Annotated in this window: 21 protein-coding genes and 3 pseudogenes; 15 read left to right on the top strand and 9 right to left on the bottom strand. The window is 69.6% G+C overall.

All coding sequences use genetic code 11. The features are described 5' to 3' along the window. Nucleotides 1-410 precede the first annotated feature (410 nt). From rpsR to rpmG, 4 genes are read right to left on the bottom strand one after another with little or no spacing between them, the layout of a single operon-like run. Nucleotides 411-644 (bottom strand): 30S ribosomal protein S18, encoded by a 234-nt coding sequence (gene rpsR / locus QNO09_RS00585; RefSeq protein ID WP_283967999.1) that lies wholly within the window; start codon nt 642-644, stop codon nt 411-413. A 4-nt stretch (nt 645-648) separates the two neighbouring features. Further along, nucleotides 649-1,842 carry a CobW family GTP-binding protein gene (locus QNO09_RS00590; protein ID WP_283968000.1) on the bottom strand — a complete coding sequence of 398 codons (1,194 nt, stop codon included), beginning with the start codon at nt 1,840-1,842 and terminating at the stop codon, nt 649-651. 4 nt (nt 1,843-1,846) lie between these two features. After that, nucleotides 1,847-2,095, bottom strand: coding sequence for a type B 50S ribosomal protein L31 (locus tag QNO09_RS00595; protein WP_283968001.1), 249 nt, complete (start codon nt 2,093-2,095; stop codon nt 1,847-1,849). Nucleotides 2,096-2,097: 2 nt separating this feature from the next. After that, a complete protein-coding gene (gene rpmG / locus QNO09_RS00600) occupies nt 2,098-2,262 on the bottom strand; it encodes a 50S ribosomal protein L33 (RefSeq protein ID WP_003991959.1) in 165 nt (54 codons plus the stop codon). Between the two features lie 63 nt (nt 2,263-2,325). Here rpmG and rpmB point away from each other — a divergent pair. The 4 genes and pseudogenes from rpmB (at nt 2,326) to QNO09_RS00620 (ending at nt 4,212) form a co-directional block, all read left to right on the top strand. After that, nucleotides 2,326-2,563: pseudogene (rpmB, locus tag QNO09_RS00605) on the top strand (50S ribosomal protein L28). Beyond that, nucleotides 2,563-2,868: a 30S ribosomal protein S14 gene (gene rpsN / locus QNO09_RS00610; protein ID WP_283968002.1), complete on the top strand. Its 306-nt coding sequence runs from the start codon at nt 2,563-2,565 to the stop codon at nt 2,866-2,868. The pseudogene rpmB and the gene rpsN overlap by 1 nt, the downstream one beginning before the upstream one ends. 131 nt (nt 2,869-2,999) lie before the next feature. Beyond that, entirely contained in the window at nt 3,000-3,506 is a 507-nt protein-coding gene (locus tag QNO09_RS00615) for a hypothetical protein (RefSeq protein WP_283968003.1), read from the top strand. Nucleotides 3,507-3,678: 172 nt separating this feature from the next. After that, nucleotides 3,679-4,212, top strand: coding sequence for a DUF4232 domain-containing protein (locus tag QNO09_RS00620; RefSeq protein ID WP_283968004.1), 534 nt, complete (start codon nt 3,679-3,681; stop codon nt 4,210-4,212). Between the two features lie 37 nt (nt 4,213-4,249). Here the strand turns inward: QNO09_RS00620 and QNO09_RS00625 are convergent, their stop codons facing one another. Further along, nucleotides 4,250-5,350, bottom strand: a complete 1,101-nt coding sequence (locus QNO09_RS00625; protein ID WP_283968005.1) for a DUF2786 domain-containing protein — start codon at nt 5,348-5,350, stop codon at nt 4,250-4,252. A gap of 96 nt (nt 5,351-5,446) precedes the next feature. Between QNO09_RS00625 and QNO09_RS00630 the strand changes: the two genes are divergently transcribed. Both QNO09_RS00630 and QNO09_RS00635 read left to right on the top strand, forming a co-directional pair. Then, the gene (locus tag QNO09_RS00630; protein ID WP_283968006.1) at nt 5,447-6,187 is read left to right on the top strand and encodes a Clp protease N-terminal domain-containing protein; all 741 of its coding nucleotides are present in this window, start codon (nt 5,447-5,449) and stop codon (nt 6,185-6,187) included. Nucleotides 6,188-6,315: 128 nt separating this feature from the next. Beyond that, nucleotides 6,316-8,022 (top strand): bifunctional 3'-5' exonuclease/DNA polymerase, encoded by a 1,707-nt coding sequence (locus QNO09_RS00635; RefSeq protein ID WP_283968007.1) that lies wholly within the window; start codon nt 6,316-6,318, stop codon nt 8,020-8,022. Here the strand turns inward: QNO09_RS00635 and QNO09_RS00640 are convergent. Together QNO09_RS00640 and QNO09_RS00645 are read right to left on the bottom strand one after the other, a co-directional pair. Further along, nucleotides 8,021-9,325: pseudogene (locus QNO09_RS00640) on the bottom strand (AfsR/SARP family transcriptional regulator); the annotation flags it as partial. The gene QNO09_RS00635 and the pseudogene QNO09_RS00640 sit on opposite strands and share 2 nt — an antisense overlap. Before the next feature lie 233 nt (nt 9,326-9,558). Further along, nucleotides 9,559-10,452: a glycosyltransferase family 2 protein gene (locus QNO09_RS00645; RefSeq protein ID WP_283968008.1), complete on the bottom strand. Its 894-nt coding sequence runs from the start codon at nt 10,450-10,452 to the stop codon at nt 9,559-9,561. Nucleotides 10,453-10,659: 207 nt separating this feature from the next. Here QNO09_RS00645 and QNO09_RS00650 point away from each other — a divergent pair, with 207 nt between their 5' ends. The 7 genes from QNO09_RS00650 to QNO09_RS00680 all read left to right on the top strand — a co-directional run bounded on the left by QNO09_RS00650 (nt 10,660) and on the right by QNO09_RS00680 (nt 18,740). Beyond that, nucleotides 10,660-11,541, top strand: a complete 882-nt coding sequence (locus tag QNO09_RS00650; RefSeq protein WP_283968009.1) for an AraC family transcriptional regulator — start codon at nt 10,660-10,662, stop codon at nt 11,539-11,541. A gap of 919 nt (nt 11,542-12,460) precedes the next feature. After that, a complete protein-coding gene (locus tag QNO09_RS00655; RefSeq protein ID WP_283968010.1) occupies nt 12,461-13,618 on the top strand; it encodes a radical SAM protein in 1,158 nt (385 codons plus the stop codon). Nucleotides 13,619-13,620: 2 nt separating this feature from the next. Continuing rightward, nucleotides 13,621-14,535 carry a phosphotransferase family protein gene (locus QNO09_RS00660; protein WP_283968394.1) on the top strand — a complete coding sequence of 305 codons (915 nt, stop codon included), beginning with the start codon at nt 13,621-13,623 and terminating at the stop codon, nt 14,533-14,535. Then, nucleotides 14,514-15,617, top strand: a complete 1,104-nt coding sequence (locus tag QNO09_RS00665; RefSeq protein WP_283968011.1) for a GNAT family N-acetyltransferase — start codon at nt 14,514-14,516, stop codon at nt 15,615-15,617. Before QNO09_RS00660 ends, QNO09_RS00665 begins: the two co-directional genes overlap by 22 nt. Beyond that, nucleotides 15,614-16,849: an MFS transporter gene (locus QNO09_RS00670; protein ID WP_283968012.1), complete on the top strand. Its 1,236-nt coding sequence runs from the start codon at nt 15,614-15,616 to the stop codon at nt 16,847-16,849. Before QNO09_RS00665 ends, QNO09_RS00670 begins: the two co-directional genes overlap by 4 nt. After that, a complete protein-coding gene (locus QNO09_RS00675; protein WP_283968013.1) occupies nt 16,849-18,048 on the top strand; it encodes a GNAT family N-acetyltransferase in 1,200 nt (399 codons plus the stop codon). The genes QNO09_RS00670 and QNO09_RS00675 overlap by 1 nt, the downstream gene beginning before the upstream one ends. A gap of 11 nt (nt 18,049-18,059) precedes the next feature. Then, nucleotides 18,060-18,740 carry an HAD family hydrolase gene (locus tag QNO09_RS00680; protein WP_283968014.1) on the top strand — a complete coding sequence of 227 codons (681 nt, stop codon included), beginning with the start codon at nt 18,060-18,062 and terminating at the stop codon, nt 18,738-18,740. 625 nt (nt 18,741-19,365) lie between these two features. Here QNO09_RS00680 and QNO09_RS00685 read toward each other — a convergent pair. Beyond that, nucleotides 19,366-19,577, bottom strand: a pseudogene (locus QNO09_RS00685) (hypothetical protein); the annotation flags it as partial. Nucleotides 19,578-19,679: 102 nt separating this feature from the next. On the opposite strand from QNO09_RS00685, the gene QNO09_RS00690 reads away from it, so the two are divergent. Continuing rightward, nucleotides 19,680-19,958 carry a hypothetical protein gene (locus QNO09_RS00690; RefSeq protein WP_283968015.1) on the top strand — a complete coding sequence of 93 codons (279 nt, stop codon included), beginning with the start codon at nt 19,680-19,682 and terminating at the stop codon, nt 19,956-19,958. Then, complete coding sequence (locus tag QNO09_RS00695) at nt 19,955-20,347, top strand: type II toxin-antitoxin system VapC family toxin (protein ID WP_283968016.1); 393 nt, start codon at nt 19,955-19,957, stop codon at nt 20,345-20,347. The genes QNO09_RS00690 and QNO09_RS00695 overlap by 4 nt, the downstream gene beginning before the upstream one ends. 1,362 nt (nt 20,348-21,709) lie before the next feature. On the opposite strand, the gene QNO09_RS00700 is transcribed toward QNO09_RS00695, so the two are convergent. Continuing rightward, on the bottom strand, nt 21,710-22,870 hold the full coding sequence (locus tag QNO09_RS00700; RefSeq protein ID WP_283968017.1) for a hypothetical protein: 1,161 nt from the start codon (nt 22,868-22,870) through the stop codon (nt 21,710-21,712). Nucleotides 22,871-22,968: the final 98 nt, after the last annotated feature.

Consider the following 22,968-nt stretch of genomic DNA (forward strand, 5'->3'; position numbering starts at 1 on the left):
CGGGCCGGACGGGCTCGGCGGCCGACGGGGGCAGCAGAGCTGCTCACTCATGGGTGCCGGCCGCCGCCCGGGCGGGGAGCCCCGGCGCGCACTCGCCGGTCTCGACAGCCCGACGCGGAGCCCGGCGCAGGCGGACAGCCGACGGGGTGCGGTTCGGCGCCCGCAACGTCGTCCGGGCCCCGCTCGGCGCGACGGCCGGCCGGACGCATGCATGCGTGCGTGCATGAGCAGGAGGCCCCCGGCCGTCGGGCGCGGAGAGCCTCCCCCGGGGCCGGGCGGGCTCGGCGGCCGACCAGGGCGGAAGGGCCACTCGCACGCACCTGGCAGCCGCCGCCCGAGAGGGAAGCCCCGGCGCATATTCGCCGATCTCGACAGCCCGACGCGGAGGGCCTCGCCGGGGCCGGGCGGGTTCAGCGGGCGGAGTAGGGCAGCAGGGCCATCTCGCGTGCGTTCTTGATGGCCTTGGCCAGTTGCCGCTGCTGCTGGGACGACACCCGGGTGACGCGACGGCTGCGGATCTTGCCGCGGTCGGAGATGAACTTCCGCAGCAGTTCGGTGTCCTTGTAGTCGATGTAGGTGATCCGGGCCTGGTCCAGGGGGTTGGGCCGGTCCTTGACGGGCTTGCGGTCGGGCTTGCGCGGCATGGGGTCAGACCTCCAGGAGGGTGTCGAAGGCGTGCGGCAGTCGCTGCCAGGCATCGCGCCCGGCGGCGTACTCGGCATCGGTGAGCAGGCAGGACTCCAGCAGTCGCTCCAGGCCGTCCCGGTCGAGGCCGGGTGAGGTGAAGACGAGGTGCTGGCCGCGGTCACCGTGCTCGGGGTGCCAGTCCAGTGCGGCGGCGGCGCGGCGCACCGGCGGGACCATCTCCCAGGCCGCGTCCGGCAGGGAGGCCAGCCACGGGCCCGCGCTCTCCACGCACAGGGCGCCGCCCGCCGCGTCCCAGTGGAACAGCGTGTCGGGCTTGTCGGCGAGCCAGAACCGGCCGCGGCTGCGGGCGGCCGCGCAGGTCAGGTCCTCCAGTGCGGCGTAGAGCCGCTCCGGATGGAACGGGCGGCGCCGGCTCCAGACCAGGGTGGAGACGCCGTGCGCGTCGGCCTCGGCGGGCAGCAGGGCGCAGGCCGGGTGCTGGGCGGCGGCGGCCGCCTCGACGTCGAAGCCGGCCAGGGCGGCCTGGGCCAGGGACGAGAGCGGGCGTCGGCGTGGGGTCGGCACCGTCAGACCGTCGTCGGCGGGGTCCTCGGTGGCCTCTTGCCCGATCGGAGCCTGGCGGGCCGTCGGATGCAACTGCGCGAGCAGCTCGCGGTCCTCGTCGTCGGCCTCCGGGGAATCGGCGACCGCGAGGACGGGGGCGTACTCCAGCTGACGCGCGAAGGTGTCGGCGACCGTGCGCTGGTCGGTCGCGGCGGCGGCGAGACCGCCGTCGGCCAGGTCGTCGCCGTTGCCGAGGTACGGCAGGACCAGGGCCGGGTCGACGGCGGTGATCACGCCGCTGACGGTGAGTCCGCCGGCCGTGACGACCTCGGCCATGGCCTTGGGCTCGACGGAGTCCCACAGCTCGACGACCGCGAGCCGGGTGACTCCGGCGTCCCGCAGCCGTTCCAGCTCCGGCACCAGGTCCTCGCGCAGGGCGCAGCACGCGCAGTCGTTGACGAGCGGCGCCTCCCCCGCGTCGAGGAGTCCGGAGGCGTCCCTGACGGTCCGTACGACCGTGCCCGCGACGGCCGTCGACAGGTCGTGGTGGAGGACGACGCTGCCGGGCACGTCGGCGAGCAGCCGTGCGACGGCCGCCTTGCGGGCGTCGGCGTGCAGCCCGCCGACGATCACGACGGGGAGCTCGGGCACCGGCTCAGCCCTTCTTTCCGTACCGGCGCTCGAAGCGCTCCACGCGGCCGGCGGTGTCCAGGACGCGGGCCGTGCCGGTGTAGAAGGGGTGGCTGACGTCGGAGATCTCGACGTCCACGACCGGGTACGTCCGGCCGTCCTCCCACTCGATCGTCTTCTCACTCGTCATGGTCGAGCGGGTGAGGAAGGCGTAGTTCGCGGCACGGTCGCGGAAGACGACGGGGCCGTACTCCGGGTGGATTCCCTTGCGCATGGTCAGCGCTCCTCTCGGAAGTCGACGTGGCGGCCGGCGACGGGGTCGAACTTGCGCAGGGTCAGTCGGTCCGGGTCGTTGCGGCGGTTCTTGCGGGTCACGTAGGTGAAGCCGGTCCCGGCGGTGGACCGGAGCTTGATGACCGGCCGGAGTTCGTTGCGTGCCATGCCGCCATAGTACTGAAAATGACTTCCATTTCCATCGCCTGGTCGGAGAGGTACGTCACCCCCATGTCCGCGCACCGCATGCCGACCGGCACCCGGCCCGGGCTTCGGCAACCGCATCTCGCACTCCCACCGGCGCACGTCGCGCCGGTTCGACCCCAACATCCAGTCCAAGCGCTCCTGGCTGCCGAGCGAGGGCCGGCACGTCCGGCTCCGGCTGAGCGTCAGGGGGATCAAGACCGTCGACACGATCGGGGTCGAGGCGGCCGTCGCCCGGATCCGCGCCCGGGGAGTGAGGGTCTGATGGCCAAGAAGAGCAAGATCGCGAAGAACGACAGGCGGCAGGAGATCGTCGCGCGTCACGCCGCCCGGCGGGCCGAACTGAAGGAGATCATCCGGCGACCCTCGTCGACGGAGGCCGAGCGGCTAGCCGCGCAGGCGGAGTTGCGCAGGCAGCCGCGCGACGCGAGTGCCACGCGCGTGCGCAACCGCGACCAGGTGGACGGCCGACCGCGCGGCTACTTCCGGGCGTTCGGGCTGTCCCGGGTCGGTCTGAGGGAGCAGGCGCACGCGGGCTATCTGCCCGGCGTGCGCAAGTCGTCCTGGTAAGAGGCGTTTCCGAGGGCCCTTGACGTGCCCTGGTAGCTTGCTGCGATCGTTCCGGCCAGGAGGCCGGCCAGTGCCGCCTGAACCGGCCGGCCGGTCGGCCGGCTACAGCTTGGGGGCTTGCAGTGTCATCGGTGATCTTCTCGCGCCGCTCCGGCGCCGTGCGTGTCGCGGCGGCCGCCGCGGGGCTGGCGGGCGCGCTCGCGCTGACCGCGTGCAGCAGCGGCGGCGACTCGGGCGACGACTCGGCCTCCAGCCCGGCCCCGTCCCTGTCGGCGTCCGCCGGAACGGACGGCGGCTCGGACGACACCGGCTCCGGTGGGCCGGCCGGCGAGCTGGAGGGCAGCTGGCTCGCGACGACCGGCGGCAAGGCCGTGGCCCTGGTGATCACCGGCAAGCAGGCCGCGCTGTTCGCCACCGGCGGGAGCGTGTGCAGCGGCACGGCGGCTGAGGAGTCCGGGATGCGGATGATCCGCCTGAAGTGCACGGACGGTTCCAAGGACCGGGCGTCCGGCACGGTCGACTCCGTGAACGGGAGCAGCTTGAAGGTCACCTGGGAGGGCGGCCTCGGCGCGGAGACGTACACGAAGGCGGAGGGCGGCAAACTCCCGACGGGCCTGCCGACGGCGAGCCTCGGCTGACATCTGGCCTCTGGCCCCCTGGCCTTTGATGGGCGGGCCGCGACCGCCGGCGGGCGATGCCGCCCGTCCGGCGTTCGGGGGAATCGTAGGGGGTGCGTGCCCCTGGGGCAGGCGCGTGCGTGATGATCCAGGGGCCCGGAGCCGCTTTCGTTCGACACGCCCAGAGGACCCCATGCGCACCTACCCCCTCACCCTCACCCTGGCCGCCGCCCTCGCCGCGACGGTTGTGCTGACCGGCTGCAGCGACGACAAGGCCGGTGGCGACGACGTCAAGAACGCGGACCGCCCGAGCGACTCGGCCTGCGCGCTCGGCGACATGGGCGTGGAGGTCGGCGCCGGCGCCGCCCCGGCCGCCGGCGACACCGGCACCGTCACCGTCACGCTCACCAACAAGGGCGCTCAGTGCACGCTGAAGGGCTTCCCCGGCGTGGATCTGATGTTCGAGGACGGCACGACGTCCGTCTCCCCGGACGAGGGCGCGAAGGCCCAGTCGCTGACCCTGGCGAAGGACGGCACCACGTCCTTCACGATCACCTATGTCCGGGGCGAGGCGGGCTCCGCGAAGAGCCTCGACGTGCACAAGGCGTCCTTCACCCTGCCCGGCGACACCAGGACGGCGCACGAGCTGGAGTGGACGTACGGCGAGGTCGCCCGGACGGAGGGAACGCAGGCCTCGGTGAGCGGCTTCGAGACCTCGGGCGACTGACGGAAGATCGACTGACAGAAGACCGGCGCGGAGGAGATCAGCGCAGCGGCGGCCGGTGCCGGACCTGGGCCCGGTCCGCCGCCTGCGCGCCCTCCGTCCAGCCCGCCGCGTCGCTCACCCCGCGCAGCCGGGTCGTGGTCGTCTGCGGGAACATCCGGTCCAGCCGCCCGGTGACCGCCACCCCGCGGGAGGCGAGGACCGGGAGCAGGTCGTCGGTCACCTGGGTCTCGGCGGCCGCTGTCAGACGGGTGCCGATGCGGTGGGCGTAGGCCGCGAGGAAGGACTGCCGGAACGTCTTGGTGCGCTTGCGGCCACCGGTACGCTGCGCGGCTTCCGCCTTGGTCATCGCGGATGTGGCCTGCACGAGGAGTGAGGTGTAGAGGAGTTCGACCGCCTCCAGGTCGGTTTCGAAGCCGACGACGGTGGAGAAGCCGAAGGGCTCGTTCCACACCGCCCGGCAGTGGTTGGCATCGGCGACGGCGTCCAGCAGTACCGCCTTGGCCTGCTCGTACGGCGGCTCGACGCCGATCCGGCAGGCCCCGGGCGTGTGCGGCGAGGGCGCCCGCGCCGCGAGCAGCGCCTCGTCGACACTGTGCCGGGCCATCAGCTCCTGCGCCTTGGCACTGAGCGCCTCGGCCTCCTCCGGGAAGCCGGTCGCCTCCGCCTTGGCGAGCAGGGCGCGGATGCGGGTGAGCATGCGGGACTCGGTGGGCGCCTCCCCGGGCGCCTCGTCGAGCGCCTCCAGCGTCGGCAGCCGCAGCAGCAGCCGGTACAGCTCCAGCACGGCCGTGGCGTGCGAGAAGCGGTCGGTGCGGGGCGGGGCGTCGGCGGGCAGGTCCGCGAGCTGGGCGTTCCAGCGGCGGCCCCGGGGCCCGTCGGCGGGTGCCTGTGCGCGGATCAGCGCTGCGGCGAGCAGCACGTGCACGCCGTCCAGCTCGCGCCGGACGATCCGTACGACGTCGGCCGGCTGCCAGCCGCGCCGCCAGGCCGCCGCCACGAACTCCTGCCCGCACAGGGCGAGTTCGGCGTCCGCCGCCGGGTCGGAGGCGAGCAGGGACGCGCCGGTGTCGAGGGCCGTCTCGCCGGTCGCGTAGAGGGCCGCCGCGAAGGCGCGGTCGACGGTGCTGGACGAACTCACGGGCCGATGGTGCCACGCCGTCGTGGAGGAAACGGAACCCCCGACGACTGTCAACCCGAGGTTGACAGTCAGCGAGGCGCAACCTACGGTTGACACATGACGAACCCCGACACCACGTCATCCATCCGTCTCGACGACCTCATCGCGGCCATCAAGAAGGTGCACGAGGAGCCGCTGGACCAGCTCCAGGACGCGGTGATCGCCGCGGACCACCTGGGCGACGTGGCCGACCACCTGATCGGCCACTTCGTCGACCAGGCCCGGCGGTCCGGCGCGTCCTGGACCGACATCGGCAAGAGCATGGGCGTCACCCGGCAGGCCGCGCAGAAGCGGTTCGTGCCGAAGGAGTCGGCCGATCTCGACCCCAGCCAGGGCTTCAGCCGCTACACCGTGCGCGCGCGGAACGTGGTCATGACCGCCCACAACGAGTCCAAGGCCGCGCGCAACGCCGAGGGCGTGCCCGAGCACCTCGTCCTCGGACTGCTGGCGGAGCCCGAGGGCCTCGCCGCGAAGGCGATCGTCGATCAGGGCGTCTCCCTCGACGCCGTCCGCGAGGCGGCGACGGCGGCTCTCCCGCCCGCCGTCGACGAGGTCCCGGAGCTGGTGCCGTACGGCCAGGCGGCCAAGAAGGTCCTGGAGCTCACCTTCCGCGAGGCCCTGCGCCTGGGCCACAATTACATCGGCACCGAACACCTCCTGCTCGCCCTGCTGGAGCACGAGAACGGCGAGGGCGTCCTCAGCGGCCTCGGCGTCGACAAGGAGCGGACGGAGCGGTACGTCGCGGCGGTGCTGGAGAAGATCGTGCAGGCGCAGAAGCAGGTGCTGGACGAGTCCTGACGGGGCCTGCGCCGGCAGAGCGTCACCAGCGGAAGACAGCCCGGCAGGGCGTCGGCCGGACCCCCGGCCACGACCACCGGAACCTAGGCATCAGCGGCGATGTCAGACCCCCCTGGCACACTCGCGGCATGGCCGACCGGTGGGCACTCGCACCGGCCGAGGACGGTGGCGTGGACATCGCCCCCCTCGGCCCGGACGGGCTGCCCTCCGGCCCGGTGCGGCGGGAGGCGGATCCCGCCGAGGCCGTCCGGAGCCGTCCCGGTGTCTCACGCTGGGTGTGGCGGTCCACCGCCGAGGTCTACCCGCGCCTGCTCGCCGCGGGGGTGCGAGCCGAGCGGTGCTACGACATCGAGGCCGCCGAGACCCTCCTCCTCGGCCACGAGGGGCGGTACGGGGAACCACGCTCGGCCGCGGCCGCCCTGGCCCGGCTGCGTGGCGGCCCTGTACCACCCGATCCGCGGCAGCGTTCCGCCGAGCCGGGTTCCCAGTCCTCCCTGTTCGAGCCCCAGGGCGTCCAGCTGCCCCTGCCGGACCTCCTCGCGGTCTACGCCGAGCAGCAGCGGCGGCACGAGAGCGCCGAGCACCCCGATCGCATGCGGCTGCTGACGGCCGCCGAGTCGGCGGGCATGCTGGTGGCCGCCGAGATGAACCGCGCCGGGCTGCCCTGGAGCGCCGAGGTGCACCGCGCGCTGCTGCACGACCTGCTGGGCGAGCGTTACGCGGGCGGCGGCGAGCCACGCCGGCTGGCCGAGCTGGCCGACGAGGTGTCCGCCGCGTTCGGCAGACGGGTCCGGCCCGACCTGCCCGCCGACGTGGTCAAGGCCTTCTCCCAGGCCGGTGTCAAGGTCGCCTCGACCCGCCGTTGGGAGCTCGAATCGGTCGACCACCCTGCCGTGAAACCCTTGATCGAGTACAAGAAGCTGTACCGCATCTGGGTGGCCCACGGCTGGTCCTGGCTGCAGGACTGGGTCCGCGAGGGCCGCTTCCGGCCCGAGTTCCTCGCGGGCGGCACGGTCACCGGGCGCTGGGTCACCAACGGCGGGGGCGGGCTCCAGATCCCCAAGGTGATCCGGCGGGCGGTGGTCGCCGACCCCGGCTGGCGGCTCGTCGTCGCCGACGCCGACCAGATGGAGCCGCGCGTCCTCGCGGCGATCTCCCGCGACCCGGGCCTGATGGAGGTGGCCGGCCGCGAGAGCGACCTGTACCAGTCCGTCTCCGACCGCGCCTTCTCCGGTGACCGCGCCCAGGCCAAACTCGCCGTGCTCGGCGCGGTCTACGGCCAGACCTCCGGTGACGGCCTGAAGAACCTCGCCGCCCTCAGACGCCGCTTCCCCCAAGCGGTGGCCTACGTCGACGACGCGGCCCGGGCCGGTGAGGAGGGCCGGCTCGTGCGGACCTGGCTCGGCCGGACCTGCCCGCCCGCGGCCCGGGGGACGGACGACGCGGCCGAGGAAGCCGGCATCCCCTCCGGCTCCGTCGCCCCCGAGGACGGCGACCAGCCCGGCACCGGCGCCCCGTGGGTGCCCGGCTACGCCTCCACCAACGCCCGCGCCCGCGGCCGCTTCGCCCGGAACTTCGTCGTCCAGGGCAGCGCCGCCGATTGGGCGCTGCTGCTGCTCGCCGCGCTGCGCAAGAGCTGCGCGGAGCTTGCGGCCGAGCTTGTCTTCTTCCAGCACGACGAGGTGATCGTGCACTGCCCCGAGGAGGAGACGGAGGCGGTCGTCGCGGCGATCCGCGAGGCGGCGGCCCTGGCCGGGCGTCTGACCTTCGGTGAGACGCCGGTCAGGTTCCCGTTCACCACGGCGGTGGTGGAGTGCTACGCGGACGCCAAGTGATCAGACGATCCAGGGCGGCCTCGGTGCGGGCTTCGCCGATGCCGGTGAGGCGGGCGAGCAGAGGGGCGCCGTACGCGGGCAGGTCGAGCGCGCCGATGCCGCGCAGGGTGCGGGCCGCGTCCCGGTCGGCCTCGCGCTCGGACGCGGCGAGCGCGTCGTAGGCGACGGCCAGGGAGCGCCGGACGCTCAGGTCGTCGTAGTCCAGGTGGTGCAACCGTCCGTCGGCGGCGGCCAGTTGCCCGGCGAGGACGTCGGGGGTCAGGGCCCGGCGGGCGGCGAGCCGCGCGGCGACGACGCGCAGGGCCAGCGGGAGACGGCCCGTGAGCCGGACGAGGAGACGGGTGGCGTCCGTGCCGTCCAGGCCGTCGCGGTCCGAGGCGGCGCGCAGAAGTTCGGCGCCTTCCTCGTCCGACAGCGGGGCGAGTGGGAACCGGGCCGCGCCGTCGAGGGCGGTCAGCGGCGAACGGCTGGTGACGATCACCCCGCATCCGGGGCCGCCCGGCAGCAGCGGCCGTACCTGTGCGGCGCTCGCGGCGTCGTCCAGCACCAGCAGCGTCCGGGTCGGCGCGAGCAGCGAGCGCAGCAACGCGGAGGCCGCGTCCACGTGGTCCGGGATGCGGCGGGGTTCGGTGCCGAGGTCACGCAGCAGGGCGGTGAGCGCCTGACCGGGGGTGAGGGGGGTCATGCCCGGGGTGGCGCCGTGCAGGCCGAGGTGGAGCTGCCCATCGGGGAAACGTTTCGCCAACTGATGGGCGACATGCAGCGCGAGCGCGCTCTTGCCGACACCGGCCATACCGCTGATGACGACGGTGGGATGCGCATCGGGTGCCGTGAGAACGCGGCACAGGGAATCGCGCACGGCGGTGCGTCCGACGAAGTGGAGTGGCGGCGGAGGCAACTGGGCGGGCGACGGACCCGGTTCACGGGGCTGCGCCGAACCGCCCTCCCCCACAGCTTCCCGCAGCGCTTCCCCATGCGCCTCCCGCACCCCCGGCCCCGGCTCGACGCCGAGTTGGCCCACGAGACGGGTGCGCAGATCGCGGTGGACGGCCAGGGCCTCGGCCTGTCGGCCGGTGCGGTACAGGGCAAGCATCAGATGCCGGTGGAACACCTCCCGAAGCGGATACTCGCCGGTCAACGCGGCAAGCTCCGGCACCAGTTCACGCACCCGCGGGCCACCCAGTGCCAACTCGGCGTCGTAGCGCCACTCCAGAAGCAGCAGCCGGGCCTCGCGCAGCCGCTGCGCGAAGGCGTACCCGCCCACCTCGGAGGGCAGTCCGGCCAGCGGCGCGCCCCGCCACAGCTCCCGCACCTCGGTTCGGCGACTTCCGGCCGATCGGCGGACGACGCAACGGCGAACCGTTGGCCACATGTTAGCGATCGGTTGGCAAAGCCTGATGTGATCACTGCATCGGATCTGGCCCGGCGGTACGCGCGTCTGGACGCGCGAACTCGGGGGAGTGTCGCCGCCGCGGCCGGGTCCGGGTCCCGGTCGGCGGAGGTGAACGGCCGGGGCCTCTCCCTCTCTCCGGCACGTCAGATGACGGGCGGCCGCCCCAGCCGGGTGAGCCGCCACACCGTCCGCCACCGCATGGGCCGCCGCTCCCCCGCCGGCTCCCGTACGCCTTCCACGAAACCGCCGCACCACGCGCGCAACCCGGCGCCCGACCTGTTCCGGGCCAGGGTGAGCAGCACCCACACGCCCAGATGGACCGGGACGAGCGGGAGCGGAAGCCGGCGACGGGCCAGCCAGACCCGGTTGCGGGCGTTCACCCGGTAGTAGATGGCGTGCCGGGCGGGCGAGGTCTTCGGATGCCGCAGCAGCAGCTCCGGCGCGTACAGGATCCGCCACCCGGCATCCACGGCGCGCCACGCGAGGTCGGTCTCCTCGTGCGCGAAGAAGAACTCGGCGGGCCAGTCGCCGATCTCGTCGAGCATCGCCATGCGCAGCGCGTGCCCGCCACCGAGGAAACCGGTGACGTAACCGCCCCTGCCGGGCTCCGCGTTGCCGATCCGGGGCACGTGCCGCTGCTGCGTCTCACCGAGCTCGTCGACGATACGGAAGCCGACGATGCCGAGCCGCTGGTCGGCGGCGTACAGGTCGCGCACCCGGCGCAGCACATCGGGGTCGACGAGCAGACCGTCGTCGTCCAGGTCCACCACGACGTCGATGTCGCCGAACTCGCGCAGCCGCGCCAGGGCCGCGTTGCGCCCGCCGGGGCAGCCGACGTTCTCGTCGAGCTCGACGGCGGTGACCTCGCCGGGCAACGACAGCCGCCCGGCGAAGTCGGGCAGCGGGCATCCGTTGCCGACGACGACGATCCGCTCGGGCGGCACGTCCTGCTTGGCCACGGACTCCAGCAGGGCGTCGACCTCTTCGGGCCGGTTGCCCATCGTCACCACGGCGACGGCGATCCTGGGCGCCCCCATGTCCTCACCTCATCCGGTCGGCAACTGACGGGTCGACGGGCGATGCTAGCCGTTCACGGCGGCGACGACCGGCGTACGCCCGCCCGACGGCGGTTCGCCCTCGCCGATCAGCGCGGGCGGCCACCCGACCGCAGCGGGCACGGGATGTCGGGTGCTGCGGGACCCGCGCTGCCTAGCGTGAGGGCACGAAAAGGAAGGACACCGGACGTGCTGGACCGGCTCAACCAGGCGATGGACCGGATCGAACGGAACCTCGACGGAACCGTCGACGCGGCGGACCTGGCGCGTGCGGCGTACACCTCGGAGTACCACCTGCGCCGCATGTTCTCCGCCCTGGCAGGCATGCCCCTGTCGGAGTACATCCGCCGCCGCCGGCTGACGGTCGCGGGCGCGGAGGTGCTGTCGGGGGACGCGACGCTGCTGGAGATCGCGGTCCGCTACGGCTACGGCTCGGGCGAGGCGTTCGCGCGGGCGTTCCGCGCGATGCACGGCGTGGGCCCGGGCGAGGCCCGGCGCACCGGCGCCGCGCTTGTCTCCCAGCCCCGGTTGACCTTCCGCCTCACCGTCGAAGGGAGCCGCAGCATGCACTACCGCGTCATCGACCGCCCGGCCTTCACCGTCACGGGCTTCAAGACCCGGATCCCGCTCATCCACTCCGGCCCGAACCAGGCGATCATCGACTTCGTCCGCGGCCTCGACAAGCCGGCCGTGGAACACCTGGGGAAACTGTCCGACCAGGAGCCGCGGGGCGTCGTCGCGGTCTGCGACGACCTGGACCCCAGCCGTGCGGAGGGCACGGAACTCGACTACTACCACGCCGTGATCACCTCGGCCCCCGCCCCGGCCCCGGCGCCCGAGGGCACCACCACGCTCCCGGTCCCGCCGGGCACCTGGGCGGTCTTCACCACGTCGGGCCCGGCCCCCGAGGCCGTCCAGGAACTCTGGCGCGACGTGTTCACCGAGTGGTTCCCGTCCAACCCCTACCGCACCCGCCCCGGCCCCGAGATCCTCCGCACCGCCCTGACCGACGACGGCACGAAGGCCGACGCCGAGCTGTGGCTCCCGGTGGAACGGGAAAGCACCCGCTGATCCATGCGAAAACCCCAGGCCGGATCCCATCCGACCTGGGGTTTCAGTGGAGCCGCCTTCGGGATTCGAGGGCCTGCAAGATCGTGACAGTGGGTGCGCTTGGCCTTGCTGAGCCCGACGGCGACCACGTGGGGGCCGGTCAGGGTCGCCTCGGCATAGAGCCCGTCCTCCTCAGCACTCTCGATCCTGCAATTCTTCTTCCCAAGCGCGCTGAGGGGTTCGCCGCCGACGCGGATGCCTTGGAGGTGGTGCACCAGCGTCGCGAACGAGCCGGGATCGTGCAGCTCCGTGACCACCTCAGCCCGGGTTGACTGCGGCGGGCCGGGGACCGAGATTTCCCGGATCCAGTTGCGGATCTTGTCTCGTCAGGGTCATCACGCACTCCGAGTCGTTCTTCTTGTGGCTGATCCTCGCCGTTACGGCATCGCCCGCCACGACCTCCACACGATCTGCCACCGTTCCCCGCAGTGTCCGCCGCACCGGTAATGCGGACCTCGTCGCGGACCAGGCTCGACAGACCGTCACCGCCCGCCAGTTGCACCCCTGTCATTCGCGAGCCGGGCTGAGTCATGCGCCGCCGCGAGGATCGCGCCTGGGGCACGAGGAGATGCCCTCCCGAAGTTCCCTGTCAATCCCGCCTGTTGAAGGCGTAGCTGCTCCCGTCGAGGATCACGTGGTGGATTCAGGACCAGTACAAGACGTACATGCCCTGGGTGTCGGCCACACCGTTGCTCAGAGTGTGCCCCACGGCTAGCGTTGCGTGCCCGCGATCCCGCGCGCGACCGACGAAGGGGGAACCTTGTCCGTCCACTTTCCAACAGCCATTGGCTCAAGGCGAATTCGCGCTTCCAGCGGCGGTGGACCGTCCAGAGCGGTCCTGGTCCAGTTCAGTGATCTCTTACTGACCGAGGACAGCACCATGCGGGACTATTACCGACGCTCGTATGCCCGCATGCGCGGCTACTACATGCCGCCTCACTTCATGGAGATCCCATACTGGATACCCATCGTTGCTTCTATGCTCCCCGACGAACACTTCCGCAAAGAACTGATGATCGTCGACGATCTCGATGTGGCTCACCAGAGGATCGCTGAGGCGGCCGAAGGTGATCTGTTCTTCTTCTCGGCCCTGGATGCCAACGTGGAGCAGCTGCTCCACCTAGCCCCCACCGGAGCGACGATGATTGTCGGCGGCTACGTCGACCCGGATGTGTTCGCCGAATTTCCCAACGTGAGCTTCCTTCGTGACGTCACGCACCTGCCCGTTGCACTGCCTCGGGCCCGGCCACAGACCACGCTCGACTACCGGCTCTTCAACGGGCTCAAGTGCATCCCGAGGTTCAGCATGAGCAGCGGATGCTCGTTCCGCTGCAAGTTCTGCACCGTTCCCACCCAGGTCGTGCCGGCCGCCCCCGAGGGATACGAAGCTGAGATAGCCGCCTTCGCACCGCTGGACTTCCGGCTGGCCTTCGTCGACGACAAGTCCTTCGGGGACCCGGTGGCGAACAACTGGCGGGATCTGGGCACGGTGCGGGACATCTTCATCACCGTCCATGAGAACTTCGAGGGATTCATCATCCAGACACCGCCTTCCCTGGCTGCCAGGCCCGGTTTCCTCGCCGACTGCCGCGACATGGGGGTGCGTTACGTCGAGTTCGGCGTCGAAACAGCCAACGACAGTCTCCTCAAGTACCTTCGCAAACCGTTTCGCACCAAACACCTATACGCGGCGAGCGAGATAGTTCGAGACCTGGGCCTCTACGTGATCCCGAACTTCATCATGGGTATCCCCGGCGACGACTACAAGGGCACAGTTGAGTGGGTCCAGGAATTCGTGGACATCATGCCCGCTGTCAACGTCAATTGGCTTGCTGCACACTTCGGAAACGAACGAGGGGATCTCGACCTTCCCGTAGAGACGTTCGGGGACCGGGATCAGAACACAGTCACCAAGAGTTGGCTCGCTGACGACGATGTCGCGGCTGGGCTGGCAGCGGTTCAGGACATCTACGCCATCACCGAGGATTACTGGCGCGATCGCGTGGCCTATCCCAGCGAACAGGTGACAGTGCGGTGACGATGGAGATGGAAACTGCGCGGACCACCCCTCTCGAACGGGAAATCCACCGCGCCCTCGGCGACAGCAACATCCGCATCTCTCCATGGCGGGAAGGAGTGGACTACTTCGCCGACCTTGCCCGCCACCATGACGGCAGGATCGTCGGAGTCGTGCGCTCCCCCCGCCACGAGATTCTGCCGACCGACTATGAGGGCACAGTCGATTTCGCCGACATCCTCGCCAAGGAAGTGAACGTCCTCGGCCTGCTGTGCGAGGCAGGAGTACCCGCTCCGTCCGTCCTTGCCTGGCGGCGGCGCAGAAACTCGCAGGGCATTTCCTGGATGCTGTGCGAACACATCGACCACCAGCCGACAAACGAACTGAACGAGGACCAGCAGCACGAGCTCGGCCGGATCACGCGAGCGATCCACTCCATCCGCCCAGGTATGACGGTCGGGCGCCCACAAGAGTCGTGGCCTCCCTACGTTCTCGGGCGAATCACAGACCGCCTGCGTGCCGCAGAGAAATACTGCCCTCAGCTGTCGGTAGAGGCGCTGCTGTCCCGGTGCGCGGCCGAGGTGCCGAGCGGCGCGAGGCAGACGGATGCTCTGCTGCACCTCGATCTGAGGCCGCCCAACCTTTGCGTACGAGACGGGCGGATCACGGCAGTGATCGATGTCGCGAACGCCATCACGGGTGACCCCTGGCTCGAACTGGCGCGGATCCGCTTCTGCGGGCTGTTCACTGAGGCTTTCCGGACCGGATACGGACTCAGTGACGCCGATGTCGGGCGCCACGAAAGGCTCTTGGACTTCTATGAACTGGACATCGCAGCGCTGCTGACCGTGGTCGCGGCCGAGGAGATAGACGATGAAGAACTGCTGAAGTCGTCCCGTGATCGACTGGAGCAACTGTGCGCGCAGATCATCCGCTGAGTCCGCCGTTCCAGTCGATTCAGTCGTTCCCCGCCTTCGACCGCGTCACAACGGAAGACCTGGCTCCTGCCCGGACGCTGTACTCCAGCGCCGCCTGGCTGAGACTCCTCGACCGGCACGGGCACGGGTACACGTACGTGCTGCTTCGCCAGGGGCGCGATGTGGCGCTCTGCCCCGTGACCGAGGGCGTCGGTGTGCATGCGCGGCGCTACCACCCGGACTTCCTTCTCGCTGACTGCGTCCCGGCCGAAGCATGCGTCGTCGTCGGTCCTCGTACGGGCTACCGCAACGAGTTGCTCTCAGGCGTGCATCCCTTCTCGACCGGCGCCCTCGTCGGAGGGCTCCAGGAGGCCGCGCCAGGGCGTGTCATTCTTTTGCCGTACTTGTCTGCTGCTGACGCTGCAAGGTTCACCGCGGCGGGGCACCCGGCGGGCCTAGTGGCATGGGAGGGGTGGCTCGACGTTCCCGACGGCGGGTTCGACAGCTACCTCGATTCGGTTACCCAGAGCCGCAGACGCCAGATCAAGGCGGACCTGCGGCGGGTCGCCCTCAACGGCCTGACATTCCAGGTGAGTCCGCTGGACGAGCACGCACCTTTCCAGGACATCGCACGTCTTCTGGTCCAGCACGAGAAGAAGTACGACCCGTCTTACGATCGCCCGCCTTCCGAGTTTCTTCCCTATCTCACCCTGTGCGCGGACGTGCCGGGGGCCTACGTGATCCTTGCCCATCTGAACGGGCGGGCCGTGGGCTGTCATGTCGTCTTCCGCTACGGTGACGTGCTGTGGGTGCGCCTCTTCGGCGTTGACGAATCCCTGGAGGAGACCCGGAGTTCGTACTTCAGCCTCATGTTCTACGAACCGCTGAAGCTCGCCCACAGTCTCGGCGCCTCGGCTGTGCACCTCGGGATCGCGGCCTCGGACACAAAACTACGGCGCGGAGCACGCCTTGAGCCCCTATGGACCGTCGCGCTGGTCGATGACGACGGCGTCGGGGAACAGGCACGCCGGGGGCTGCGCTCACGCTCGTGCGATCTCCCGGACCCCCTGCCCGCGTCCATCGTCCGTCCGGACGCGCCATGACCGTCGCCGAGCATGCCGGCTTCCGTGCGCTCTTCGCCCCAGGGCCCTTCCGCCGGTTCTTCGCCTCACGTGCCATCTCCCTGATCGGCGATGCAGTAGTACCCACGGCACTGGCTCTCACGATGACCGAACTCGGCTATTCTCCAGGCTGGTTGGGGGGTATGTTGGCCGCTGCCATCCTCCCCAAGGTCATCTTCCTGGTCTTCGGCGGCATCGCCGCCGACCGTATGGCCAAGCGGCCCCTCATGGTCGCCTCGTCGATCGCCTGCGGATCGGCTCAGCTCATCACCGTGGCCCTACTGGTCAGCGGGGCAAACCTCTGGTGGGCTTTGGTCTGCCAGGCCGTCTACGGGGTGTCCGTCGCAGCCGGCTACCCCGCCACCTTCGGCTACCTCCCGCACTGCGTCACGCCCCAGCACCTGGGCGCCGCGAACGCATTGATGGGCGGGTGGACCGGTGCTGCCGCGTTGCTCGGCCCCGCGATCACCGCCGCCTGCTTCGCCCTGGGCGATGCGGCCTGGGCCCTCGCATTCGACGGAGTCTCCTTCCTCCTGGCGGCCGGCCTTCTGTGGGGTCTTCCTCGCGGCACGGCCGTCACGGACGGCGCTGACCGTGGGGGGATCTCCGCCCTCAAGGACGGCTGGCGGGCAATGCAGGGACTTCCCTGGCTGCTCCGCATGACCATCGTCGACAGCAGCATCCTCCTTCTGGTGTCCGCACCGTTCATGGTCTTGGGACCCGCTCTCGTGTCACAGCGCATGTCGGCAAATGCGTGGGCACTGCTCATGCTGCTCTTCGCGGCCGGTGAACTCGCCGGCAGCCTCATCAGCGGCAGGATGACCCTGCCCCGGCCCATCCTCGCGGCCGCACTGAGCCTGCTCGCCATGGGGCTTCCCCCACTGTGCCTCGCTGCCGGTGCCGGGCTCATGCCGCTGTCGGCGGCGCAGGTACTCGCCGGTGCCTCGGTCGGGGCCTATGGGGTCCTGGTCACCACGGCCGTTCAGCGGTCCGTTCCCCGGGAGCACCTGTCCAAGGTCGGCGCCCTGTCCTCCATCGGATCCTTCGCCTTCCTTCCCATCGGCTACATGATGGCGCCGCTGATCGCAGCGCTGACAGGGCCCGCACCCCTGCTGTGGGCAGCTGCTGTCTGGACCGTCGTGTCGGTGACCGCACTCGCCTCTGACCGGAGGCTGCGTGGGTTCCGCGGCCCTGGGGGAGCACTGACGCACTGATGCGGGCCACGATCTGGACGACCGTTCGCGAAGCCATGGCGCATAGCGGCGATGCGCGGGGCGGCAACAGCGGCCTGCATCGGTCGCTGCCGTGGCTGGAAGCGGAGGAAGGCCGCATCAGCCACGGTCAGACGTACATCTGCGCGGCCGGAGCACTCGCCAGCTGCTACCCCGTACCCCACACCGCCGTCCACCGCACCTACGCAACGTGGGACATCGTGTGCGGGTCGCCCGTGACGGAGCTGATACTCCAGGCTCCTCAACCGCAGCGGGAAGCCGCCGAGGCGGAGCTCGCATCCGTACGCTCCCACCTGCCGGCCGAAGCCACGGACACGCTCGCCGTGATCACGCCCGGATGCGTCTTTCCTGGTGTATCCCTTCCTTCGGAAGTCAACATCGACAACTTGGGTGCCCTGATCGGCGCAGTGGAGGCGCATGCCCAGGACCTTGGTTTGCCCGTGGTCGAGTTCGGACATCTCCGGGACGACACTGCTGCGGACCGCGCGTTGCACAAAACGCTCCGGGCCCGCGGCTACAGCGCGGTGACAGTGGGGGCGGACGCGGTCCTGGACACATCGCCGTACACGGACCTGGACGCGTACTTCTCCGGCTTCCGCTCCCACCGCCGCAAAGTCATGCGCAAGGAGCGCAGACTCTTCGAGGGCACCCACGCCACCGTCCGTGTCTCCGGTCCCGAGGGCCTCACCGACGACCTCGCGACACTCCAACTGGCCCGTTACCGCCAGTACGGCCAGCAGGCCGACAGAGACGCGGTTCAGGACCGCTTCGCGCGAGCCGCCAGGATTCCGGGACTGAAGGTTCTGCGTGCTGACGCCGGGGAACACTCCCTCTCCGCACCGGCTGGCCCCTTGGGCTTCATTGCGTTCTACGAGGATCACAAGACTCACAGAATTCTGACTCGGCTCGGGGCTTTCAGCGGACACGGAGCTGCCTACTTCAACATCGCCTACTACGAACTCGTCGCGTATGCCACGCGGGTAGGGGATATGCATATCCACTACGGAGACTCCACCTACCTGGCGAAGACCATCCGAGGGTGCAGCCTCACTCGCCTCACCTCCTACTTTCGCGCCACCGACGAATCACTGCACCACGTGCTCTCACGGGCGGGACGGTTGCGAACGGCTCTGGAAGAGCAGCAACTTGCCCGTGCCACCTCAGAAGGGAAGATCCGTTGAAGCCTGACGGTGTGCTGTTCGACGCTGCAGGGACCCTCTTCGACCTGGTGCCCCCCATCCACGACGTCATCGCATCGACTGCGGCGCGCCACGGCCACCCGTGCGCCCCAGCCCGCGTGGAACGTGCCCTCGACCACGTGGGCGGCACTCTCGGATGGCCTGATGACGAATCCGATTCCGCCGGCCGCACGCGCGCGTGGACGGTCTTCGTCCGAAGGATCATCGACGAAGTGGATTTGCCTGCCCCCGACGCGGCCCTCGGCGAGATCTCCGAAGAGGCCGCGGCGACGATCCTGGAACCAGCGAACTACCAGGTCTTCCCCGATGTCGCACCCCTGGTTCAACGTCTTCGGGCGGCAGATATTCGCATGGGAATCGTCTCCAATTTCGACGACCTGCTCTTCGATATCCTCGACCACACCAGGCTCGGGACATCGTTTGCCACGATTCTGACGTCCTACCGCACCGGGTTCAGCAAGCCGGACCCCCGCATCTTCCACCTCGCCGCGCGAGCCATTGGGACCGACCCCGCAGCCACCCACTACGTCGGCGACTCGGTCTACTCGGACATGGGCGGCGCCCATGCGGCAGGACTGCATGGCATCCTCATCGACCGAGACGACAAGCACTCCACATACTCGGGCGAGAGGATCGTGTCCCTGATGGACCTGCGATTGGACCTTGACCGCTGAAAGGCACCTTGTCGGCTCCTGCTTCACGCCACCGGACGTAGGACGGTCCGGAGGTGTCGGGCCAGCCGCTGGTGCTGCCGATGCCGGACGTCAGCGCCACCCATCGAGGGTCGCGGCATCCCGGCCGTGTGACGCGCCATGCCCGGGAGCAACACAAAAGGCCAGGTCACGGGCTATGTGACCTGGCCTTTGCCGGAGCCGCCTTCGGGATTCGAACCCGAGACCTACGCATCACGAGGTCGTGAGAGATCGTGACGAGCTGTGCCACGCGATCACATCAGATCCTGTTTTCGCAGATCAGAGCACTGATCACAGTCCCGCTGCTCGTACGCTGTGTTGCACCGTCCACAGGCGTCCGCACTCCCCTTGCGCTCCCCGCCCCTTGGGCAGGGCGATGAACCGGCCTACAAGCTCGGTGGCGACCCCATGGTCGCACGGCTTGTCGAGATCCCACACACGAGACCGATCGCCATCATCCGCGGTCTTCGCGCCCACACGCCTCACGCCGACGAGCACAGCGGCACACGCAGCAGCAACAGCAGCTCAACGAAATGAGGCCTGCCTCCGCCTCGGGCGTGACAGCCGTCGGCTCATCGACGCCTGCGGGCTCCGGTACGTCAATGTGGAGCAGTTTGAGCAGGTCGGCGGTGACGACCCGGAGGCGTTGCCCAGCCGCAGAACCGTGCACGGATACCGGCCACGCTTGGCGAGGTCGTACCCGGTGGTGCGACTGAGGGACAGCACGCGGTTCGCCGTCTCCAGGTCCACGGCCGCGGGCAGCGCGAGCAACTCCTCACGGGTCAGCCCACGGGACGCATCGTCACGCTTGGTGATCACAGAAGATCTGTACCCGCGAGTCAATCCGCCACCTGCCTCCGGGCAAGCCGCACCGTGCAGAATCACCCCATCCAATAACAAGAGTTTTGTTAATGTGGCTACATGGTCACCACCCCCGAGCCCGCTCCCGGCGAAGGCCCCGTCCGCCCGGTCTCCGTCTCGCTCCACGAAGGCACCATCGCCGCCCTCAAGGCACGCACCGGCAAGCGCGGCATGTCCGCGTATGTCGAAGCCCTCATCCAGCGCCAACTCGAACGCGACCGGCTACGCGAACTCATCGATGACGCCGAAGGCGAGCACGGCCCGGTCGACCAGGCCGCGGTCGAGGCCAAGCGAGCGATCCTGCGCGGCGGCACGGCAGGCTCGGTGGACGCGGCGTGAGCGGCACCCTCGTCCTCGACTGCGAAGGCCTGTCCAAACTCGTACGACGCACCCCCGAACTCACCGAATGGCTCGCCGCCGCCGAGGCCGAGGACATCCGCGTCATCACCAGCTCCGTCACCCTCGTCGAAGCACGCGACCCCAGAACCAACCAGGCCCGCTTTGACTACGCCGTCTCCCGCGTCAACATCGTCCCGCCCACCGAAGCCATCGCCCGCCACGCGAGCAATCTCCTCGCCGCAGCAGGACTGCACGGCCACAAATACGCCCTCGACGCGATCGTCGCCGCCACCGCACTCGCCTCACCCGCCCCGGCTACCGTGTTGACCTCGGACCCCGAAGACCTCCACATGCTGTGCGGGCACGGCGTCCGCGTGGTCAAAGTTTGAACCGCACCGCACCTCATGCCCGAAATACCTGCGCTGGCATCCGGGGCTCCAGCCCGCCGTCAATATCAGGTATCCGCCTTCTGCCGAGGAGCGCGTTCGGGTTGCCATCCACTGATCCCGCAGTTCGGCGACGTGGCGGAAACGGTCTTCGCCGATGAGCAGATTCGTGGTGCGCAGCGAAGTGCCCAGCTCTGCACGTCGGTTCACTCCATTCCATACCGGTGATCGACGCAGTGCAGACACAGCGCTTCGCAGTTGCTCAAGTTCCTTCAACCGCAGGATCGCCTGAGCGTTCCAGTCTTCCTGATCGACGAGTTCGGCCAGCGGATTCCAGAGTCGGAGACTGCTCTGCTGCCACGGTCGGCCGTTCACGTCGGACTCGTTACCTGACGAGGGTCATCGATCCGCGGCGGAGGATTCGTCGCACACTGCCGCTGCCGACCAAGCCCGGTGGGCAGCAGGTCGGTACGCCCAGCGGAAGACCGAGGACCAGTGTTTCGACCGGTCGCCGGCAGAGAAGCGGCTCAGAGCTTCAGTCCCACCACTCACTGTCCGACATCGACAACCCGAGCCTGCTCAGCCCATCCTGCTCGGCCAACCACCGAACGCACTGCCTCAGGCACGAGTGGTGCACCCATGCGCTCCCCTCGCGGCCAGAGCTGACCAGGCGTCAGTCGATCCGCGAAAACAGGAGGCCAGAGCACTTCAATACCCACGGTCCAACGGATCGCCTCGACACCGAACCTCTGACCTACGCATCACGACTGCACAGGTCGACGCCCGCGCTCCAGCCCGGAGCGGGCAGCACGAAAAACATAAAACCCCAGGCCAGAAGCCTGACCTGGGGTCCCACTGGAGCCGCCTTCGGGATTCGAACCCGAGACCTACGCATTACGAGACCATGAGCGATCGTGTTGCGTGGTGCCTCGTCATGCTGTCCAGTGACGTTCTGCCTGATCAGAGCACGTGCGACAGGTTGACCCGTGCTCTTTCGTGATGCACCGTCCAAAGGCGTCTGTCCACCGGCTGTCCACCGGCACGTGGGCCACCTGCCTGCCAGCGAGACCGCCCGTGGGCTGCCAGCGAAGCTGTCAACCGGTCGGAGAGACGAGCGAAACTCGCTGTAGATCCTTTACAAGCACCCCTCCGGTGGGTTCCGGCACCGCGTCCTCCTACCCTACTTGCGATCCGTTCATCCAGGATCTCGGCAGCCCAGGCGCGCACCCGCCTACAACAGGGCGGTCGCCGCGAACGGCACCCTCTCCTTCTGCTTTTTCGCCTCCCGGCAGGACGCGCCCCCGGCGTACGACTTCGAGGTGAACGGCCACAACTGCGTGAAGGTCTGGTCGGAGCCGCCCGGCCTTACACCAAGCCCTGGACGGCTCGCAAGGAGTTGTTCTCCACCAGGAACCGGGCGAGAGCCCGAGTGTCCGGGTCGACGGGCACTTCGCACTCCGCTCCGTACGGCAGGTCGGCGAGACCGACCAGCCAGGGCAGTACGGAGGCGGAAAAGACACCGCTCCTCCCGTGGGCGGCCACCTGCACGGAGCCCCGCGTCTCGTGCCACAGACGGCGCGCGTGGCTGGAGACCGCCACCCGGCGCGGATCGGTGGTCTCCTTGCACTCCGGATCCGCCCCCGCGAGCCCGTAGGCGGAGGCAGCGGCCAGCGCCAAGGCCAGGTCGGCCCCGCCGCCGAGGAAGTCCCGGTAGCCCTCGAGCCATTCGATGCTTACCCGGCCGTCGGGCTCCGCGGCGAAGGGATAGGTCCCCTCCCCGGGAATGAAGGACCTGGTGTAGCGCGCGATGTTGACGGCAAAGGCCGGGCCGACAGTCTCGGCCACATGCCAGGTTCCCGGGTCCCAGGTGAAGAACTCACCGGCCGAAGCGATCAGCGAAGTGCCGCAGTCGACCACCTCGGGCACCTGCAGGGAGGGGAGGTACTCCTCCGGGTCGATGGCGTTGTCGCCTTCCGCCGCCCGCCAGCCGGCGGTCTTGGGGATCCAATCCTCGCCGTGCCAGAAATGCATGTACTTGCGTCCCTGGAGCACGAAGTGGCTGTTGCCGCACTGCTCGCGGTGAATGCCGCCAGGGGTGGCTCGGTACTCGCCCAGAAACACCTCGATGTCTATGTTTCCGCGGACCAGCCCGTGCTCCTCGAAAACGGGGCGGCCGAAGGCGGAAACCAGCAGGTCGAACAAACTCCTCTCGTGCGTGGGCAGTTCACGTGCGTAGAGCAGAATCGGGGTTTCCGCGCCGAACTTCTGCTGCATCCTGGTCAGCCACTCGTCCGGCGACTCGCTACCGTCCGGAGCCGGCATCACGGCATGGTCGGAGAGTACGTCGCCGCCCACGGTGATCTTTATCAGCTCGCGTTGGTCGTCGCCCGCTATGACAGCGCGCACGGCGCCGATCACTCCCTTCCAGACGATTTCGGGGGTGACCAGCCCGCATTCCCATCCCTCGACCCGGGTGCTGACGCCGGTCGTGGGGGACTGCACGATACTCAATTGGGTCGTCGTCATGACTGCTTTCCTCTCTCCAGGATGTACGACCCACGGAGCAGCGCTCGGAGCGAGCGGCGCACGGCAGGACGGAACTCATCGCGGTCAAGTGATGGATT

It is taken from the genome of Streptomyces sp. 378 (assembly GCF_030124145.1).
Lineage (GTDB): Bacteria > Actinomycetota > Actinomycetes > Streptomycetales > Streptomycetaceae > Streptomyces.

Excerpts from the sequence above, each read along its gene's own strand:
- rpsR (WP_283967999.1), bottom strand. The coding sequence starts at position 644 with ATGCCGCGCAAGCCCGACCGCAAGCCCGTCAAGGACCGGCCCAACCCC.
- QNO09_RS00595 (WP_283968001.1), bottom strand. The coding sequence starts at position 2,095 with ATGCGCAAGGGAATCCACCCGGAGTACGGCCCCGTCGTCTTCCGCGAC.
- rpmG (WP_003991959.1), bottom strand. The coding sequence starts at position 2,262 with ATGGCACGCAACGAACTCCGGCCGGTCATCAAGCTCCGGTCCACCGCC.
- rpsN (WP_283968002.1), top strand. The coding sequence starts at position 2,563 with ATGGCCAAGAAGAGCAAGATCGCGAAGAACGACAGGCGGCAGGAGATC.
- QNO09_RS00620 (WP_283968004.1), top strand. The coding sequence starts at position 3,679 with ATGCGCACCTACCCCCTCACCCTCACCCTGGCCGCCGCCCTCGCCGCG.
- QNO09_RS00630 (WP_283968006.1), top strand. The coding sequence starts at position 5,447 with ATGACGAACCCCGACACCACGTCATCCATCCGTCTCGACGACCTCATC.
- QNO09_RS00635 (WP_283968007.1), top strand. The coding sequence starts at position 6,316 with ATGGCCGACCGGTGGGCACTCGCACCGGCCGAGGACGGTGGCGTGGAC.
- QNO09_RS00645 (WP_283968008.1), bottom strand. The coding sequence starts at position 10,452 with ATGGGGGCGCCCAGGATCGCCGTCGCCGTGGTGACGATGGGCAACCGG.
- QNO09_RS00655 (WP_283968010.1), top strand. The coding sequence starts at position 12,461 with ATGCGGGACTATTACCGACGCTCGTATGCCCGCATGCGCGGCTACTAC.
- QNO09_RS00660 (WP_283968394.1), top strand. The coding sequence starts at position 13,621 with ATGGAGATGGAAACTGCGCGGACCACCCCTCTCGAACGGGAAATCCAC.
- QNO09_RS00670 (WP_283968012.1), top strand. The coding sequence starts at position 15,614 with ATGACCGTCGCCGAGCATGCCGGCTTCCGTGCGCTCTTCGCCCCAGGG.
- QNO09_RS00675 (WP_283968013.1), top strand. The coding sequence starts at position 16,849 with ATGCGGGCCACGATCTGGACGACCGTTCGCGAAGCCATGGCGCATAGC.
- QNO09_RS00690 (WP_283968015.1), top strand. The coding sequence starts at position 19,680 with ATGGTCACCACCCCCGAGCCCGCTCCCGGCGAAGGCCCCGTCCGCCCG.
- QNO09_RS00700 (WP_283968017.1), bottom strand. The coding sequence starts at position 22,870 with ATGACGACGACCCAATTGAGTATCGTGCAGTCCCCCACGACCGGCGTC.